The 16680-nt window shown below is 73.3% G+C and carries 19 protein-coding genes and 1 pseudogene; 8 read left to right on the top strand and 12 right to left on the bottom strand.

The features are described from left to right. Nucleotides 1–133: 133 nt before the first annotated feature. On the top strand, nucleotides 134–1411 hold the full coding sequence (locus OG286_RS24270) for a thymidine phosphorylase (RefSeq protein WP_396321375.1): 1278 nt from the start codon (nucleotides 134–136) through the stop codon (nucleotides 1409–1411). A 27-nt stretch (nucleotides 1412–1438) separates the two neighbouring features. Here OG286_RS24270 and OG286_RS24275 read toward each other — a convergent pair whose 3' ends face one another. The 3 genes from OG286_RS24275 to OG286_RS24285 form a co-directional block, all read right to left on the bottom strand. After that, complete coding sequence (locus OG286_RS24275) at nucleotides 1439–1993, bottom strand: Uma2 family endonuclease (protein WP_396321374.1); 555 nt, start codon at nucleotides 1991–1993, stop codon at nucleotides 1439–1441. 42 nt (nucleotides 1994–2035) lie between these two features. Next, nucleotides 2036–2710, bottom strand: coding sequence for an alpha/beta fold hydrolase (locus OG286_RS24280; RefSeq protein ID WP_396321373.1), 675 nt, complete (start codon nucleotides 2708–2710; stop codon nucleotides 2036–2038). A 90-nt stretch (nucleotides 2711–2800) separates the two neighbouring features. Then, a complete protein-coding gene (locus OG286_RS24285; protein ID WP_396321372.1) occupies nucleotides 2801–4105 on the bottom strand; it encodes an MFS transporter in 1305 nt (434 codons plus the stop codon). A gap of 154 nt (nucleotides 4106–4259) precedes the next feature. Between OG286_RS24285 and OG286_RS24290 the strand changes: the two genes are divergently transcribed. From OG286_RS24290 to OG286_RS24300, 3 genes are all read left to right on the top strand, one after another. Continuing rightward, entirely contained in the window at nucleotides 4260–5186 is a 927-nt protein-coding gene (locus OG286_RS24290) for a LysR family transcriptional regulator (protein WP_396321540.1), read from the top strand. A gap of 179 nt (nucleotides 5187–5365) precedes the next feature. Continuing rightward, nucleotides 5366–6514 (top strand): adenosine deaminase, encoded by a 1149-nt coding sequence (locus tag OG286_RS24295; RefSeq protein ID WP_396321371.1) that lies wholly within the window; start codon nucleotides 5366–5368, stop codon nucleotides 6512–6514. A 204-nt stretch (nucleotides 6515–6718) separates the two neighbouring features. Beyond that, a complete protein-coding gene (locus OG286_RS24300; RefSeq protein WP_396321370.1) occupies nucleotides 6719–7057 on the top strand; it encodes a hypothetical protein in 339 nt (112 codons plus the stop codon). A gap of 82 nt (nucleotides 7058–7139) precedes the next feature. Here the strand turns inward: OG286_RS24300 and OG286_RS24305 are convergent, their stop codons facing one another. The 3 genes from OG286_RS24305 to OG286_RS24315 all read right to left on the bottom strand — a co-directional run bounded on the left by OG286_RS24305 (nucleotide 7140) and on the right by OG286_RS24315 (nucleotide 8638). Beyond that, on the bottom strand, nucleotides 7140–7322 hold the full coding sequence (locus OG286_RS24305; RefSeq protein WP_396321369.1) for a PspC domain-containing protein: 183 nt from the start codon (nucleotides 7320–7322) through the stop codon (nucleotides 7140–7142). Between the two features lie 222 nt (nucleotides 7323–7544). Then, nucleotides 7545–8144, bottom strand: a complete 600-nt coding sequence (locus tag OG286_RS24310) for a PASTA domain-containing protein (RefSeq protein WP_396321368.1) — start codon at nucleotides 8142–8144, stop codon at nucleotides 7545–7547. Beyond that, complete coding sequence (locus OG286_RS24315) at nucleotides 8141–8638, bottom strand: SigE family RNA polymerase sigma factor (protein WP_405363720.1); 498 nt, start codon at nucleotides 8636–8638, stop codon at nucleotides 8141–8143. Before OG286_RS24315 ends, OG286_RS24310 begins: the two co-directional genes overlap by 4 nt. A 302-nt stretch (nucleotides 8639–8940) precedes the next feature. Here OG286_RS24315 and OG286_RS24320 point away from each other — a divergent pair. Further along, nucleotides 8941–9036: pseudogene (locus OG286_RS24320) on the top strand (hypothetical protein); the annotation flags it as partial. Between the two features lie 130 nt (nucleotides 9037–9166). Continuing rightward, nucleotides 9167–9757, top strand: coding sequence for an amino acid--tRNA ligase-related protein (locus tag OG286_RS24325; RefSeq protein ID WP_405366080.1), 591 nt, complete (start codon nucleotides 9167–9169; stop codon nucleotides 9755–9757). Nucleotides 9758–9873: 116 nt separating this feature from the next. Here the strand turns inward: OG286_RS24325 and OG286_RS24330 are convergent, their stop codons facing one another. Further along, nucleotides 9874–10380, bottom strand: coding sequence for a hypothetical protein (locus OG286_RS24330; RefSeq protein WP_396321366.1), 507 nt, complete (start codon nucleotides 10378–10380; stop codon nucleotides 9874–9876). 141 nt (nucleotides 10381–10521) lie between these two features. Here OG286_RS24330 and OG286_RS24335 point away from each other — a divergent pair, with 141 nt between their 5' ends. Beyond that, nucleotides 10522–11181, top strand: a complete 660-nt coding sequence (locus OG286_RS24335; RefSeq protein WP_396321365.1) for a PhzF family phenazine biosynthesis protein — start codon at nucleotides 10522–10524, stop codon at nucleotides 11179–11181. Nucleotides 11182–11242: 61 nt separating this feature from the next. Here OG286_RS24335 and OG286_RS24340 read toward each other — a convergent pair whose 3' ends face one another. From OG286_RS24340 to OG286_RS24355, 4 genes are all read right to left on the bottom strand, one after another. Continuing rightward, nucleotides 11243–11782 carry a VanZ family protein gene (locus OG286_RS24340; protein ID WP_396321364.1) on the bottom strand — a complete coding sequence of 180 codons (540 nt, stop codon included), beginning with the start codon at nucleotides 11780–11782 and terminating at the stop codon, nucleotides 11243–11245. A gap of 138 nt (nucleotides 11783–11920) precedes the next feature. Further along, complete coding sequence (locus tag OG286_RS24345) at nucleotides 11921–12253, bottom strand: hypothetical protein (RefSeq protein WP_396321363.1); 333 nt, start codon at nucleotides 12251–12253, stop codon at nucleotides 11921–11923. Further along, nucleotides 12250–13761, bottom strand: a complete 1512-nt coding sequence (locus OG286_RS24350) for an ATP-binding protein (RefSeq protein WP_396321362.1) — start codon at nucleotides 13759–13761, stop codon at nucleotides 12250–12252. The genes OG286_RS24345 and OG286_RS24350 overlap by 4 nt, the downstream gene beginning before the upstream one ends. A gap of 74 nt (nucleotides 13762–13835) precedes the next feature. Then, nucleotides 13836–14513: a response regulator transcription factor gene (locus OG286_RS24355; RefSeq protein WP_148644494.1), complete on the bottom strand. Its 678-nt coding sequence runs from the start codon at nucleotides 14511–14513 to the stop codon at nucleotides 13836–13838. A gap of 492 nt (nucleotides 14514–15005) precedes the next feature. On the opposite strand from OG286_RS24355, the gene OG286_RS24360 reads away from it, so the two are divergent. Further along, complete coding sequence (locus OG286_RS24360; RefSeq protein ID WP_396321361.1) at nucleotides 15006–15788, top strand: SigE family RNA polymerase sigma factor; 783 nt, start codon at nucleotides 15006–15008, stop codon at nucleotides 15786–15788. 240 nt (nucleotides 15789–16028) lie between these two features. On the opposite strand, the gene OG286_RS24365 is transcribed toward OG286_RS24360, so the two are convergent. Beyond that, a complete protein-coding gene (locus OG286_RS24365; protein WP_396321360.1) occupies nucleotides 16029–16664 on the bottom strand; it encodes an ATP-binding protein in 636 nt (211 codons plus the stop codon). Nucleotides 16665–16680: the final 16 nt, after the last annotated feature.

A 16680-nucleotide genomic window follows, 5' to 3' on the forward strand; every position in this document is an offset into this window, starting at 1 on the left:
TTTGCCTTTGTTACGCGCGTAGAGTGTCGCGGGTGGGCCGCAATCCGGCCCACTCGCGACACTCTTCGCTTTTCACAGCTTTCCAGAGCTTCCCGAAGCTCTTTCGAACCCCTCCGGTAGCAATGGAGCAGCCATGGACGCCATCTCCGTCATCAGGACCAAGCGCGACCGCGGAGAGCTGAGCGACGCTCAGATCGACTGGGTCATCGACGCCTACACCCGCGGCGACGTCGCCGACGAGCAGATGTCCGCCCTGGCCATGGCCATCCTGCTCAACGGCATGAACCTGCGCGAGATCAGCCGCTGGACCGACGCGATGATCCGCTCCGGCGTCCGGATGGACTTCTCCTCGCTGGCCCAGCCCACCAGCGACAAGCACTCCACCGGCGGCGTCGGCGACAAGATCACCCTGCCGCTCGCCCCGCTCGTCGCCGCCTGCGGTGCGTCCGTCCCGCAGCTCTCCGGCCGCGGCCTCGGCCACACCGGCGGCACCCTCGACAAGCTGGAGTCCATCCCCGGCTGGCGCGCCCTGCTCTCCAACGAGGAGATGCTCCAGGTGCTGCACGACACCGGCGCGGTGATCTGTGCGGCCGGCGACGGCCTCGCCCCCGCCGACAAGAAGCTGTACGCGCTGCGCGACGTCACCGGCACGGTCGAGGCGATCCCGCTGATCGCCTCCTCGATCATGTCCAAGAAGATCGCCGAGGGCACCGGCGCGCTGGTCCTGGACGTCAAGGTCGGCTCCGGCGCCTTCATGAAGAACCTGGACAACGCCCGCGAGCTGGCCCGCACCATGGTCGGCCTCGGCACCTCGGCCGGCGTCAACACCGTCGCCCTGCTCACCGACATGTCGACCCCGCTCGGCCTCACCGCCGGCAACGCGCTGGAGGTCCGCGAGTCCGTCGAGGTGCTGGCCGGCGGCGGCCCCGCCGACGTCGTCGAGCTGACCCTCGCCCTGGCCCGCGAGATGCTCGCCGCGGCCGGCGTGCACGGGAAGGACCCGGCCGACGCCCTGCGCGACGGCTCCGCGATGGACCACTGGCGCCGCATGATCGCCGCCCAGGGCGGCGACGTCGACGCCCCGCTGCCGGTCGCCCGGGAGCAGCACGTCATCCCCGCCCCGGCCTCGGGCGTCCTCACCACGCTGGACGCGTACGCCGTCGGCGTCTGCGCCTGGCGCCTCGGCGCCGGCCGCGCCCGCAAGGAGGACCCGGTGCAGGCCGGCGCCGGCGTCGAGATGCACGCCAAGCCCGGCGACACCGTGGTGGCGGGCCAGCCCCTGCTGACCCTGCACACCGACACCCCCGAGCGCTATGACTACGCCATCGAGGCCCTCGCCGGCGGCATCGAGGTCTCCCCGGCCGGTACGGCGTTCACCCCGAACCCGATCGTGCTGGACCGGATCGCCTGATCATCCGTCCTGCGCACGCACGGCCGGTCAGGCGTACGTGCGCAGGACGCTGGTGTCGAGGGTCCAGGCGCCGACGGCGATCGTGTCGCCGAAGACGAACTCCTTGCGGCGGGCGTAGCCGGGTTCGTCGTGGATGATGCCGGTGCCCTTGCGTGGGTCCACGAGCAGGTAGAGCGGGATACCCATGGCCGCGTAGTCGCGGACCTTGTCGCGGTAGTCGTTCTCGGGGTTGGACTTGGAGACGATCTCGACGACCAGAAGCACCTCATGGGGGAGGATTGCGGCTTCGTCGTCGTCGAGGACCGCTTCGGGGAACACCATCAGATCGGGATTCCGCAGCCGACCGAGCCCGATGTCCTCCAAGTCGGCGCCGGGGTGGGCGACATACCCGGGGTGCGTGTGCGGGAGCTGGGCGTTGAGCTGCCGGGCGATCCGCAGCACCGCTAGCTCGTGCCGTTTGACGGGCGACATCATCATGACGATCTCGCCGTCGGCGATCTCGATCTTCCCTATCCCCGGCACCTGCGGCAGCTGATCCGCGATCTCACGCAACCGGGCGTACACAGCAGGATCGATGCTCATGTTCCGGAGTGTATCGGCGGCCGCCGACCGCCGGGGTGCTCGTCATCCGGCCGCGGCGAGGGCGATCTTGAGGAACTCCTCGGGGGCCTCGCGGATCAGGTCGTGGCCGACCGGGAGGGTGTGCACGGTCCACGCCGGGTCGTCGCGGACACGGTCGACGGTCTCCAGGAACGGGGTGTCCTCGAAGCGCTCGGCGTGGATGTAGACGCGACGGGTGACGCTCTCGGCCGCGCCGGTGAGGGTGACCGGCTGGAACAGGCTGGCCAGCGGGTGGACGGTGGCACGCGGGTCGAGGAAGGGGCTCAGGCCGACCACGGTGGAGCCGTTGCCCGCCGCGGCGCCGGCCAGGTAGCGCTGCTTCCAGACCTCGTTGACGATCCGGTAGGCCGACTCGCCGCTGCGCGGCACGAAGGCGTCCGCGTACACCAGCGCCCCGATCCGCTCCGGCGCCCGGTCGGCCACCCCGGAGAGGACCATCCCGCCGTAGCTGTGCCCGACCAGCACCACGTCGGTCAGCTGCTCGGCCTCCAGTGTCGCCAGCACGTCCTGGATGTGGGTGTCCAGGTTGACCGCCGCGTTGTTCAGGTGCCCGCGCTCGCTCACCCCGGTCAGCGTCAGGGGGTAGACCTCGTGCCCGGCCGCCCGCAGCCGGTCGGTGAGGGGCCGGTACCACCAGGCGCCGTGCAGCATGCCGGGGACGAGGACGAAGGTGGCCATGTCGGGTTCCTCTGGTCGGTCTGGCGGGACGAGAGGAAAACTACGGCGGATACCTGACACCCTGCGTCAGGTATCCGCCGTGAAGCGCCGTCAGTGGACGGCCCGGACGCTGCGGCGGGCGGTGTGGGCCTGCCGGGTGGCGTAGAGGGTGACGCCCGCGGCGAGGGTCATGGCGGTGAGGCCGACGGCGGCCGCGCCGGGCCAGCCGGTGGAGTGGTAGGCGTCGGCGCCGACGGTCCCGCCCAGGCTGTTGCCCAGGTAGTAGGCGATCAGGTAGAGCGCGGAGGCCTGGGCGCGGCCCTCGGTGGCGGTGCGGCCGACCGCCGAGGAGGCGGTGGCGTGGCCGGCGAAGAAGCCGGCGGTGATCAGGACCAGGCCGAGCAGGGCGCAGAGCAGCGAGCCGGCCAGGGAGAGCAGCAGGCCGGCGGCGGTCACGCCGATGGAGACGTAGAGCGCGCCGCGGCGGCCGAGGCGCCCGGAGAGGCGGCCGGCGGCGGCCGAGGTGCCGGTGCCGACCAGGTAGACCACGAAGATCGAGGCGGCGACCGACTCCGGCAGGTGGAACGGCGCGGAGATCAGGCGGTAGCCGACGGTGTTGTAGACCGCGCCGAACACGGCCATGAAGAGCAGCCCGAGCGCGTACAGCCGGACCAGCAGCGGGTTGCTCAGGTGGCGGCCGACGGTGCGGGCGAGGGCGCGGGCGTCCACCGGGGCCGGGGTGAAGTGGCGGGCGGCGGGGATCAGCAGCCGGAAGGCCAGCGCGGCGAGCAGGGCGAGCGCGGCGGAGGCGGCGAGGCCCCAGCGCCAGCCGAAGCCGGCGGCCACCCAGCCGGAGACCAGCCGGCCGCCCATGCCGCCGATGCTGTTGCCCGCGACGTACAGGCCCATCGCGGAGGCGAGCGCGCTGGGGTGGACCTCCTCGGCGAGGTAGGCCATCGCGGTGGCGGGCAGCCCGGCGAGTGCGGCGCCCTGGAGGACGCGGAGGACGACCAGGGTGGTGAGGTCCGGGGCGAACGGCAGGGCCAGCGCGAGGGCGGAGGCGGCGAGCGTGGAGGCCGTCATCACCGCGGTGCGCCCGTACCGGTCGGAGAGCGCGCTGGCCGGCAGCAGGGCGAGGGCGAGGCCGAGGGTGGCGGCGGAGGCCGTCCAGCTGGCCTGGCCGGGGGTGAGGTCGAGGTCGGCCGAGAGGACCGGCAGCAGGCCCTGGGTGGAGTAGAGGAGGACGAAGGTCGCGATACCGGCGGCGAAGAGCGCGAGGTTGGCGCGGCGGAAGGCGCGCTGCCCGGGGCGGTGGCGGTCGTCGCGGTGGCGGCCGTCGGTGCCGGCGGGGAGTGGGGACGGCTGGGCGAGGGCATCCGGAGTGGCCACGGATGCCCCGGTACTGGAGGGCTGCATGACGTCGACGTTAGGACCGCCGCCGCTGATGCGTCCAATGCATGATCCGTCGATAATGCATGCGTCAGGGTATGAGCAGAGGTCGTCGCGGTGAGGGTGGGGAAGAGTGACGGAGGGAACGGGCCGTACCGAGGGGTTCGATCTCCCGCACCGGCTGGCCGAGCTGGGCCCGGAGCTGCCGGCCGTCCAACTGGCTCCCCGGCTGGCCCAGTTCGCGGCGGTGGCCCGGCTGGAGCACGTGACGCAGGCGGCCGCGGTGCTGGGCATGCCGCAGCCGACGCTGTCCCGGGCGGTGGCCCGGCTGGAGGCCGAGCTGGGCGTGGACCTGCTGGCCCGTCAGGGGCGGACGGTCCGGCTGACGCGGGCCGGCCGGCTGCTGCTGGCCTCGGTGGAGCGGGCGCTGGCCGAGGTCGAGCGCGGCGCCGAGGCGGCCCGGGCGGAGGCGGACCCGTCTGCCGGGCGGGTGGCGTTCGGCTTTCTGCACACGATGGGGACGGACGCGGTGCCGGCGCTGCTGCGGGGTTTCCGGGCGGCGCACCCGCAGGTGCGGTTCCAGCTGGTGCAGGACTACGTCGGCGCGATGCTGGAGCGGCTGCGCGCCGGTGAGCTGGACCTCTGCCTGGTCGCCCCGGTGCCGGACGACGATCCGGCGCTGGTGGCCCGCCCGCTGGACGAGCAGCGGCTGCACCTGGTGGTTCCGGCCGACCACCGGCTGGCCGGGCGGCGGCGGATCCGGCTGGCGGAGGTGGCGGACGACCCCTTCGTCGGGCTGGAGCGCGGGTACGGGCTGCGGGCGATCACCGACGGGTTCTGCGCGGAGGCCGGCTTCGTGCCGCGGATCGCGTTCGAGGGGGAGGAGGCGGAGACGCTGCGGGGGCTGGTCGCGGCCGGGCTGGGGGTGGCGCTGCTGCCGCCCGCGCTGGTGCCGCGGCCCGGGGTGGTGGAGCTGGAGGTGACGGCGCCGCGGACCAGGCGGGCGATCGGTCTGGCGTGGGCGGCGGGCCGGCCGATGACCCCGCCGGTGGCGGCGTTCCGGGACTTCGTGCTGTCCCGGCGCGGGCGGTTGCTGCAGCACGACTGAGGGGTGGGGCGGCGCGGCGCGGCAAGGGCTGGGCGGCGTGGCTCGCGAGGGCCGGACGGCTCGGCCTGCGAGGGCGGCGCGGCGCGGCTCGCCCCTTCGGTGGAATTCAGGGTGCACATTGGCCGAACCGGCCGTGTGGGGTGTGGCCTGTCTACGCGCGTAGGAGCTACACTCCCGCAATGGAGAACCAGATCCCCGTCACCACCGTGGGCACCGCCCCCCGGATCCCCACGCCCGACCAGATCGCCCGCGCCCCGAAGGTGCTCCTGCACGACCACCTCGACGGCGGGCTCCGGCCCGAGACCATCGTCGAGCTGGCCGCCGCGGTCGGCTACGAGGGCCTGCCCACCACGGACCCGAAGGCACTCGGCGAGTGGTTCCGCGAGGCTGCCGACTCCGGCTCGCTGGTCCGCTACCTGGAGACCTTCGCGCACACCTGCGCCGTCATGCAGACCCGCGAGGCCCTGATCAAGGTCGCCGCCGACTGCGCCGAGGACCTGGCCGCCGACGGCGTCGTCTACGCCGAGGTCCGCTACGCCCCCGAGCAGCACCTGGAGGCCGGCCTCACCCTCGACGAGGTCGTCGAGGCCGTCCAGGAGGGCTTCCGCCTCGGCGAGGCCAACGCCCGCGCCGCCGGCCACCGCATCCGGATCGGCACCCTGATCACCGCGATGCGCCACGCCGCGCGCTCGCAGGAGATCGCCGAGCTGGCCAACCGCCACCGCGACCAGGGCGTCGTCGGCTTCGACATCGCCGGCGCCGAGGCGGGTTACCCTCCCACCCGCCACCAGGCCGCCTTCGACTACCTCAAGGGCGAGAACAACCACTTCACGATCCACGCGGGCGAGGCGTTCGGCCTGCCGTCGATCTGGGAGGCCCTGCAGTGCTGCGGCGCCGACCGGCTCGGCCACGGTGTCCGCATCGTCGACGACATCACGGTGAACGAGGACGGCAGCGTCGAGCTCGGCCGGCTGGCCGCGTACGTGCGCGACAAGCGCATCCCGCTGGAGATGTGCCCGACCTCCAACCTCCAGACCGCGGCGGCCACCTCGTACGCCGAGCACCCGATCGGGCTGCTCAGCCGGCTGAAGTTCCGGGTGACGGTCAACACCGACAACCGGCTGATGAGCGGCACCAGCATGAGCCTCGAGTTCGGGCACCTGGTGGAGGCGTTCGGCTACACGCTGGGCGACATGGAGTGGTTCACGGTGAACGCGATGAAGTCGGCGTTCCTGCCGTTCGACGAGCGGCTGGCGATGATCAACGACGTGATCAAGCCGGGCTACGCCGAGCTCAAGGCCGAGTGGCTGTTCAGCGCCGGCGCCTGAGAGCGTGCGATGGGGTTGGATGAACGCCTTTGTCCTGTAAGGGCGTTGGCGTTCATCTGACTTACCGCTCGTGTGGGTTAACCGCCTTTGATCCTCGTGCGATCCAATCACTACGGTGTGCCAGTCATCGCCGACCGGCCGTGGCGGCGGAACCCGCCGCCTGCCGTGAATGTCGGCCACCGACGAGGATCCAAGGGGACGAACATGAAGCAGGCCAGTCTCAAGGCCGCCGGCACCGCCGTGCTCGGCATCGCCATCGCGGCGGTCGGCGTCGGCAGCGCGTCCGCCGACCCCGCCGCCGCCGGCGGCCTCGGGCTTCCCACCGGCGCGGTGAGCAACCCCGCCGTCACCGGCGCCGTCGTCGACACCGCGAGCAAGCTGCCCGGGGCTGACAAGGTCGCCGGCACCCTCGGCACACTCAGCCCGAGCGCCGGCCAGGCAGGCGACGCTACCCGCGCCGGTGTGCCGAGCGTCCCGGGCCTGGGCAAGACCCCGATCGGCGGGCTGGCCCAGGCCCTCCCGCTGCCCGGCCTTGGCGGCTGACGCTCCCGCAGGCCGAACGGGCCGTCCGCGCACCCGGTGATCCCGGGGCGCGGACGGCCCGTTCGGCGTTCCGGGCGCCGGTTCACGGCTCCTGGGGCAGCACCAGCCAGAGCGCCAGATAGATCAGGAACTGCGGGCCGGGCAGCAGGCAGGAGGCCAGGAAGATGATCCGGACGGTCCAGGGCGTCAGGCCGAAGCGCTCGGCGATCCCGGCGCAGACGCCGGCGATGACGCGGTTGTGACGGGGGCGGGCGAGGCGGCTCATGACGTACTCCGTGGTCTTCGCGCCTGGTCCGGTCCCTCCGGTCGGCGTACTTCCATGCTCCGCCCCGCCCGCCGCCGAATCCTCACACCGGACGACGATCCCGACCCCGGTGTTCCTCACCAGGAGGGAGTACCCGTTCTAGGGGTTCTCCTCGGGGGCGCCCCGGAGGCCCGCCCGGCCGGAGGGGGAGCCGGTGGGCCCGCCACCTGCGCCGGAACGGCTTCAGGGCTTGCCCTTGGAGAGGAAGAGGGTCACGGAGGCGTTCGGGGCGACCACGGCGCCGGCGCCGGGCTCGGTGTTGATGGCGGAGCCGGCGGGGACCTTCCAGTCGGTGAACAGGTGGGTCTCGACGTGCAGGCCGACGGCGGCGAGGACCCGCACGGCGTCGGCTTCGGGGAGGCCGACGACGGGGGGGACGACGACCCGCTCCGTGCGGGTGGCGGTCGTGGCGGGGGAGGGCTGCCCCTGGCCCCCGGTGGCGGAGGCGGCGGGAGCCGAGGCGGCCTCCCCCCGGCCGGTGGTCGCGGAGGCGGTGGGCATGGGGGCGGACGCGGCCGTGGCCGTGGGGACGCCGGGCACGGCCGGGGTGAGTGGGCCGGACGGGGCGGGGCCGGGGCTGTGGAGGAGGAAGGCGCCGGTGGCGATGACGGCGACGGCCGCCGCCGAGGCCGCGCCGGCGAGGACGCCTCGCCGGCGGCGGGTGCGGCGGAGGATGGCGGGGGCGTCGAAGACGGGGGCGGGGGCGGAGCCGGCGTAGCTGTCCATGGCCTGGCGGAGGTCCCTTTCCAGATCGGGGGAGAGGTCGGTGTCGTCGGTCGTCATCGCGCACCTTCGGGGGTCGGCCGGGCGGCGGCGGTGCGGAGTTTGGCGAGTCCGCGGGCCAGTTGGGAGCGCACGGCGCCGGGGGTGATGTTCAGGACGTCGGCGATCTGGCGGTCGTCCAGGTCGTGCAGGTAGGAGAGGACGACCACGCTGCGCATCCCGATCGGGAGGGCGTGCAGCGCGTGGATCAGCTCGTCGCGAAGGTCGACGGTGCCGTACGGGTCGCTGCCCGGGTCGGCGAGCGCGTCGAGGTCGGAGTCGACGCGCAGGCCGTTGCGGGTGAGCCGGCGCCAGCGGTCGTTGGCCAGGTTGACGACGATCCGGCGGACGTACGCCTCCGGAGAGTCGGTGGCGGCGACGCGCTTCCAGTGGCGGCAGGCCTTCTCCAGCGCCTCCTGGAGCAGGTCCTCGGCGAGGTGGCGGTCACCGGTCAGCAGGTAGGCCGTGCGGAAGAGGGCGGCGGAGCGCCGGTGCACGAAGTCGGCGAAGCCGATCTGCGGGTCGGCCGGGGTGCCGGTGCGCCGTCGTAGCCTCACCGGGTGGTGCCGGTGGGTGCGCTGTCGGTCATGGGGTTCCTCCTCGCCGTGTTCCTGCCCCCAAGACGGCGGGTGGGCGCCGCCTGCTGCACGGGGGCCGCGGAAGTGGCCGACGTCACACCCGGGGCCGGGAGTCCGCGTGGGGGGGAACCGATTGCGCGAGGGTTCGGGCCCGGCCTACTCTCGCCCTCAACACGTCGAGGGAGGAGTACCGCGCCGCGCTCGACGGGCTCGGGTTGACCGAGATCCGGACGCCGAAGGTGGTCTCCTCGGCGACCGAGTCCGGCGCCGACGTCTTCGCCCTCGACTGGTTCGGCCGGCCCGCCTTCCTCGCCCAGTCGCCGCAGTTCTTCAAGCAGGCCATGGCCGGCGTCTTCGAGCGCGTCTACGAGACCGGGCCGGTCTTCCGCGCCGAACCGCACGACACCGCACGACACCGCACGTCACCTGGCGCAGTACACCAGCCTCGACGCCGAACTCGGCTTCATCACCGACCACCGCGAGGTGATGGCCGTGCTCCGCGCGGCCGTTGCCGGGATGCTGGAGGCCGTCGCCACGCGCGCCGCGAGCGCCGTCGAGCTCCTGGGACGTCGAGCTGCCCGCGGTGCCGGCCGAGATCCCGCGGATCCACTTCGCCGAGGTGATGCGGCTGCTCGGCACCGACGAGCCGGACCTCGCGCCCGCGCACGAACGGTGGCTCAGCGAGTGGGCGCTGCGCGAGCACGGCAGCGAGCCCTCTTCGTGGTCGGCTACCCGACGCGCACGCGGCCGTTCTACACCCACCCGGAGCCGGGCCGGCCGGAGTACTCCAACAGCTTCGACCTGCTCTTCCGCGGGCTCGAACTGGTCACCGGCGGCCAGCGCCTGCACCGTCACGAGGACTACCTCGCCGCGCTCGCGGCCCGGGGCGAGCCGGCCGAACCGTACGCCGCCCACCTGCGCTCCCTCGCCCACGGCATGCCCCCGCACGGCGGCTTCGCCCTCGGGCTGGAGCGGTGGACGGCACGGCTGACGGGGGCGGACAACGTCCGCCGCACCACGCTCTTCCCCCGCGACCTGCACCGGCCCACGCCCTGATCCGCGCGCCGGGGCTGCGGCTTCGTGCCGCGACCCCGGCACAACGGCCGGAGCGTCTCCGCGGGACACCGCGCCCGGCGGTGCGTGGCGGAGACTCCCCGCCCTGACGGGGCAGGTCAGCCGGCCGGGTACTGCGGGGCCTGGGGCTGTCCGGGCTGGGCGACCGGGGCGGCAGGGGCACCCTGCGGCGGGACGGGCGCCGACTGGGCGTACGGGTTGTACTGGGCGTCGGGGTGCTGCGGGGCGTTCGGGTCGTACTGTGCGTTGGGGTTGTACGGCATGTTCGGGTTGTACGGCATGTTCGGGTTGTACTGCGCGGCCGGGACCGGCTGCGGGGCCGGCGCGCTGCGGGCCAGCAGCGCCTTCACCGCGTTGGCTATCAGCAGCAGCGGCAGGATGAACGCCTGGAAGAACATGCGGTACTCGCCGCCCTCGAAGACGAACGCCAGGTAGTACGCGTATCCGGCGAACGCCATACCGGCCAGCACGTTGATGACGCGCCAGCCGCCGCTCAGGCCGCCACCGAGGTTGATGGCGCCGAGGACGACCATCGCGATGCCGCTGATCGCCAGCAGGACGACGTACCAGGAGAAGAGGGGCTCGGCGCTGAAGTCGAGATTCACTGAGGCATTCCTGTGGGGAGTGAGGAAGAACTGCTGATGGGGACGAGTGCGCACAGTACTGGAACGCGCCGACATCCGTCCCCGCCTTTTCGTCACGGAGTCATTGCTGAATCCCCACCACGCCCGTGGTTGGGTGGGCGGATGACTGACTATGAGGTCCTTCGTGTCTTTTGCGGCCCCGACGGCGCGCACGGCAACGAACTCGGCGTGGTCCGCGACGGCGCCGCCGTCCCCGGCGAGGCGGACCGGCTGGCGTTCGCGCGCGAACTCGGCTTCAGCGAGACCGTCTTCGTGGACGACGCCGGGAGCGGCGCGATCGACATCTACACGCCCGGCGTCCGCCTCCCCTTCGCCGGCCACCCGTGCGTCGGCGCGGCCTGGCTGCTCGGTGCGGACCGGCTGGTCACCGCCGCCGGCGTGGTCGGCGTGCGCCACGACGGCGAGTTCACCCGGATCGCGGCGCGCCCGGAGTGGGCTCCGGGGCGGACGACGCGGCAGTACGGCTCGGCCGTGGAGGTGGACGCTCTGGAGGTGCCGCCGCCGGGCGAGTGGATCTACGCCTGGGCCTGGCAGGACGAGTCGGCCGGCACCGTCCGGGCGCGGGCCTTCCCGGGCCGCGGCGACGGGATCGAGGAGGACGAGGCGACCGGTGCCGCCGCCCTGCTGCTGACCGCCGAGCTGGGCCGCGACCTGACGATCACCCAGGGGCGCGGCTCGCAGATCGCCACGGCGGTACGGGCCGACGGCCTGATCGAGGTCGGCGGCCGGGTCCGCACGGCCGGGAGGTCGGGCGGCCGGTAGCCGGGTGGTCGGGCGGCCGAGGACCGGGCGGCCGAGGACGGGGCGGGGCGGGCGTGACCCCTCAGCGGCCGGAGGAGGAGGCCGTCTCCGCGTAGACGGCGGCCGGTGCGGCCGGGGCCGGGCGCGGGGGCGCCGCGGGCGCGGGCGCCGGGCGTCGGGTGGTGTGGAGGGCGAGCGAGCGGGAGGCGGGCACCAGGGCCAGGTGGGTGGCGGCCACGCCGGCGACGGCGAACAGGATGTGGTCGACGTCCAGGACGTGCCCCGGGGTCCAGGAGGAGAGGAACTCCAGCGCGGTGGCCAGCAGTGCCGAGGCGCCGGTGGTGCGGAGGAAGGACGGCAGCCAGGGGGCCCGGATCCGGCCGCCGGCCAGCGGGAGCAGCACGCCGAGCGGGGCCAGCAGCAGCAGTTCGCCGAGGATCTGCCCGGCGGTGGAGAAGCGGAGCGAGGCCAGCGGCGTCAGGTTGGCGTCGTAGACCCAGGCGACCGGCAGGGGTCTCAGCACGAGCCAGCCGGCCAGCACCAGGTGGAGGGTGAGTCCCAGGAGGCCCGCCATGCGGAGGGAACGGTGGACGGCCGCCGCCGGCCCGGTCTCGGTCCGCACGCCGGAACGCTCGTCGCGTGTCCTGGTGCCATCTCGCTGCACGCGGGGAAGGACGTGAGCCGGTGGCGCGGCGGTTCCACGGCAGGCGTGAACATTCCGACGCACGCCCGCGAGGCCGCCGGAACCGGCCCCGCAGGGTCAGCGGCAGGTCGCGGAGGCCGGGGCCGACGGCGTCGGCATCGCGCTGAACGGGTTGTCCGCCGGCGAGGCGGAGACGACGGACGGCGAGGGCGACGGCTTCGCGCCCGCCTTCGCCGAGGCGTGCGCCGCGGGCGCCGTCGGCCCCGCGGGCGAGGGTGTGGGCAGCGCGGTGGGTATCTGCGGCGCGGTCGGGCAGGCGGTCCGGCTGGCCGGCGCGCCCGCGTCCACCGGCACGGGGGTCGGGCGGATCCCGCAGCCGGTGGTGAGCGCGAGCAGCAGCACGGCGCCGACGGCGCAGCAGGCGGGAAGACGGAACGGACGGGCGCTCACTGCGCACTCTCCTCGGAATCGGCGGCCGGCGGGGAGGGAGGGGTCAACGGCAGCGTCAGTGTGAACACCGCCCCCACCTCCCCGTTGGCGGCCGTGATCGTCCCCCCGTGGATCTGTGCGTTGGCCATCGCGATCGACAGGCCCAGCCCGCTGCCCTCCGAGCGCGCCCGCCCCTTGTCGGCCTTGTAGAACCGGTCGAAGACGTGCGGCAGCACGTCCTCGGGAATGCCGGGACCGCTGTCCGACACCTCCACCGTGATGGCGTCGTCCGACTCGCGGACCTTCACCCGCACCGGCGAGCCGCCGTGCTTGAGGGCGTTGCCGATCAGGTTGGCGAAGACGACGTCCAGCCGGCGCGGGTCGACGACGGCCCGGACGCCGCGCGGGGCGTCCAGCTCGACCGCGTCGTACCAGGCCCGGCCGTCGATGCAGGACATGATCAGGTCGGCGATGTCGACCTCGTCGGCGACCAGCTTGGCGGTGCCGGCGTCGAAGCGGGTCACCTCCATCAGGTTCTCCACCAGGTCGGAGAGGCGCCTCGTCTCGCTGACCACCAGCCGCACCGCCGGTTCTATCATCGGGTCCAGCGACTCGGCCTCGTCCTCCAGGATGTCGGTGACGGCGGTCATCGCGGTCAGCGGGGTGCGCAGCTCGTGCGACATGTCGGCGACGAACCGCCGGCTCTGTGCCTCGCGCGCGCTCAGCTCCTCGACCTGCTCGTGGAGCGACTCCGCGGTGCGGTTGAACGTCCTTGCCAGGTCGGCGAGTTCGTCCGACCCCTCGACCTCCAGGCGGGTGTCCAGGTGACCCGCGCCGAGCTGCCGGGCGGCCTCGCCGAGGCGCTTGACCGGGCGCAGCACCGTCGCGGACGCGGCCTGGGCGAGCAGCGCCGAGCCGATCAGCGCCAGCAGCGTGGCGATGGCCAGCGACCAGCCGAGCGTGTTGAGGTCGGCCCGCTCGTTCTCCAGCGACTTGAACATGTACGCGGTCGGGCCGGTCGGCACCACCTTGGTGCCGCCGATGACGTACGGCCGGCCCTCCAGGTTCTGCCGCTGCCAGTACAGGTGGTACGGGTACGGGTTGCTCTCGGTGATGTCGCGCTGCTTGGCGACGATGTCCTGCAGCTTGGCCGGGACGTTGGCGAGCGTGTAGCGCGTCGGGTCCGAGGACGCGGTGCACTCCGGGTGGGCGGTGTCGGTGACCACCACCTCGTAACTGAGCCCGGAGCTGGCGACGTTGGAGGCGAGCTGGGCCAGTTCGGCGCAGGTGGCGTTCAACGGCAGCTCGGAGACGTTGCGGCTGAGCGAGACCCGGAAGTCGTTGAGCGCGGTGTCCTGGGCGCGCTTGAGGACCGCGTCCCGGTTGAGCCAGTAGGCGATGCCGGAGGCCGAGACGGCGGTGAGCAGCGCGACTGCGGCGAACACCGCGATCAGCCGCACCCGCAGGGAGCGCAGCCGCCGCCACGGGCCCGAGGAGAACCGGCGGGTCGTCGTCTGATGGTCAGTCACGGGAGCCTGTCGTTGCGAACCGGAGGATCAGAAGATCGGAGGGGATATCAGGGAGAGCGGGCGGGCGGAGGCGGTCACGCGGGCGGGTCCAGCCGGTAGCCGACTCCGCGCACGGTGCGGATCAGCGTCGGCGCCGAGGGGACGTCCTCGACCTTGGCCCGCAGCCGCTGCACGCACGCGTCCACCAGGCGGGAGTCGCCCAGGTAGTCGTGCTCCCAGACCAGCCGCAGGAGTTGCTGCCGGGAGAGCGCCTGCCCCGGCCGGCGGCTCAGCTCCAGCAGCAGCCGCAGTTCGGTCGGGGTGAGCTGGAGGTCCTCGCCGTCCTTGGTGACGGTCATCGCCGCGCGGTCGATCACCACGCTGCCGTACGCGGAGGAGTCCGAGCTCTCTCGCTCGCCGCGGCGCAGCACGGCCCGGATCCGGGCGTCCAGGACGCGCGGCTGCACCGGCTTGACCACGTAGTCGTCCGCACCGGACTCCAGGCCGACGACCACGTCGATGTCATCGGACCGGGCGGTGAGCAGGATGATCGGCAGCTGGTCGGTCCGGCGGATGCGGCGGCAGACCTCGAAGCCGTCGATTCCGGGCAGCATGACGTCCAGCACGATCAGGTCCGGCCGCTGCTCCTTGAAGAGCCTCAGACCGTCCTCGCCGGAGGCGGCGGTGGCCACTTTGTGGCCCTGGCGGGTGAGGGCGAGTTCGAGGCCGGTGCGGATGGCGTCGTCGTCCTCGATCAGTAGGAGGAAAGGCACGGCCTCATTCTGGCTCACCCGGGGCGCCGAATCACCCCCCGGTCCGGACCGGCCCGTCACCCGTCGGCCGTCCGGGAACCGGAATGCGTGCTACCGGCGTCCGTGACGGCAGATGGGAGTGCGGGACGAAAGGCCCGCCCCTGTGACACCCCTGTGACAGTCGGCGGACAGCGCCATCACAACCGGCGGGCAAGATTTTCCATGTCGCCGCAGGACAGCGGGCCAACCGGCCGGCTGGAAGGCGGCAACAGGATCCGCTCGTACCGACCAAGGGGGCGCACGATGAACGCCATGCTTCAGGCCCGGACCAACCCGGCTGACCGCACCGCGCGTTCCTCAGCGACCACCCACCGGACCCGGTACGAGGTCAGGACCGACGAGACCTCCGGTGCCGTGATCGTACGGGGGTGCGCACACAGCACCGGTGGAAACACTGCTGCATGCCGGGTGAGCGGCGGCGGCAGGCAGGGGGAGCTGTACGGAATCGGCCGGATGGGGAGTTCGGTCGACTCCGCCAACACCCTCACGCTGCGGGGGATCCTCCCCGTCCGCGTCGAGGGCAAGGACGCCCTGGGGGGTAATGGGGGAACCAGGGGGATCGGGGGAACCGGCCTGCGGAAGGCCGACTCGGGGGAGTCGGCCGGCCGCGAGGCCGCCGGTGCGACGCTGCTGCGGCTGAACCCCGCAGCAGCCCGCACCACCGAGGCGGGACAGGGAGACGCGCAGGGGGAGCACCCGGCCGTCGCGGAGGACCACACCAAGGAGTTCACCGCATACGTGCGCGAGCGCCGCGCCTCCCTGTACGCCACGGCGTACCACCTCACCGGTGACCGCTACGAGGCCGAGGACCTGCTGCAGAGCGCGCTCTTCAGCACCTACCGGGCCTGGGGCCGGATCACCGACAAGGCCGCGGTCGGGGGCTACCTCCGCCGCACCATGACCAACCTGCACATCTCCGCCTGGCGGCGCCGCAAGGTCAGCGAGTACCCGACCGAGGAGCTGCCGGAGACGGCCGGCGACACCGACGCGATGGGCGGCACCGAACTGCGCGCCGTGCTCTGGCAGGCGCTGGCCAAGCTGCCGGAGAACCAGCGGACCATGCTGGTGCTGCGGTACTACGAGGGCAAGACCGACCCGGAGATCGCCGACGTGCTCGGCATCAGCGTCGGCACGGTCAAGAGCAGCATCTGGCGCGCGCTGCGCCGGCTGCGCGACGACGAGCAGCTGAACAACTCGGGCGACACCGTCCGGGCGTTCGGCGAGCTGGTCGCGTAACGACCGTAGGTACGGAGGAACACAGAGGACTCCCGTCGGGGGACGGGTGAGGACGGTCAGGGACTGGTGGCGCCGGCTCGGGGGAGCGGCGCAGCCGGGGGAGCCCTACGGCCGTCCGGGAAGGCGACGGGCCCGGTGCGGGGGAGACGCACCGGGCCCGTCGTTCGTTCGTGTCCGCCGCGGTTCGGCAGCGGTACCGCGCCTGTCCGGACCGGCGGCCCGGGCGGCGGCGGACGGCGCTCAGACCGCCGACAGCTCCCGCGAGGCCGCCGCGCGGATCCGCCGGTCCGCCTCCGGACCGGTGCACGGGTGGGCGCCCAGGCCGACCTGGCGCCCGACGATCGACCGCTCGGCCCGCATCAGCCGCCAGCCGCGGCGCAGCAGCACCGGCAGCGACTTGCGGCCCTCGCGGACGTCCCGGCGCAGGCGGCGCCAGGCGGTGGTGAGGGCGCCGTTGCGCAGGCAGAGCGCGTCGCCCAGCACGCCCTCGGCGGCGCAGTCGGAGGTGATCTCGGCAGCGAAGATGCCCTCGGCGATGAACGCGGGGGCGCCGGCCAGGTCCAGGACCCGGGTGGAGACGCGGCCGTTGTCCGGGATCGAGTACACCGGGACGTCGGCGCGGCCGGTCTCGTGCAGGCGGCGGATGGCGGCGACGGCCTGCTCGCGGTGCCAGGCGAGCGGGGAGTCCCAGTCGACCGCGCCGTCGGGCAGCAGCGGGAGGGTGGGATCGTCCCCGTCCTTGTAGAAGTCGTCGAGCTGGAGCACCGGCAGGCCGCTGCGCTCGGCCAGCGAGGACTTCCCCGAACCGGAGGGCCCGGACAGCAGGACCACCCGGGCGCGGGCTATCGGCACAGGGTTCAGCGGGGAGTCACTCACGAGACACCAGTCTGAC

The organism is Kitasatospora sp. NBC_00039, from assembly GCF_045160625.1.
In the GTDB taxonomy this organism is placed as follows: domain Bacteria; phylum Actinomycetota; class Actinomycetes; order Streptomycetales; family Streptomycetaceae; genus Kitasatospora.

Coding starts and splice junctions, on each gene's coding strand:
- OG286_RS24270 (WP_396321375.1), top strand. CDS start 134: ATGGACGCCATCTCCGTCATCAGGACCAAGCGCGACCGCGGAGAGCTG.
- OG286_RS24275 (WP_396321374.1), bottom strand. CDS start 1,993: ATGAGCATCGATCCTGCTGTGTACGCCCGGTTGCGTGAGATCGCGGAT.
- OG286_RS24280 (WP_396321373.1), bottom strand. CDS start 2,710: ATGGCCACCTTCGTCCTCGTCCCCGGCATGCTGCACGGCGCCTGGTGG.
- OG286_RS24285 (WP_396321372.1), bottom strand. CDS start 4,105: ATGCAGCCCTCCAGTACCGGGGCATCCGTGGCCACTCCGGATGCCCTC.
- OG286_RS24295 (WP_396321371.1), top strand. CDS start 5,366: ATGGAGAACCAGATCCCCGTCACCACCGTGGGCACCGCCCCCCGGATC.
- OG286_RS24300 (WP_396321370.1), top strand. CDS start 6,719: ATGAAGCAGGCCAGTCTCAAGGCCGCCGGCACCGCCGTGCTCGGCATC.
- OG286_RS24305 (WP_396321369.1), bottom strand. CDS start 7,322: ATGAGCCGCCTCGCCCGCCCCCGTCACAACCGCGTCATCGCCGGCGTC.
- OG286_RS24310 (WP_396321368.1), bottom strand. CDS start 8,144: ATGACGACCGACGACACCGACCTCTCCCCCGATCTGGAAAGGGACCTC.
- OG286_RS24335 (WP_396321365.1), top strand. CDS start 10,522: ATGACTGACTATGAGGTCCTTCGTGTCTTTTGCGGCCCCGACGGCGCG.
- OG286_RS24360 (WP_396321361.1), top strand. CDS start 15,006: ATGGGGAGTTCGGTCGACTCCGCCAACACCCTCACGCTGCGGGGGATC.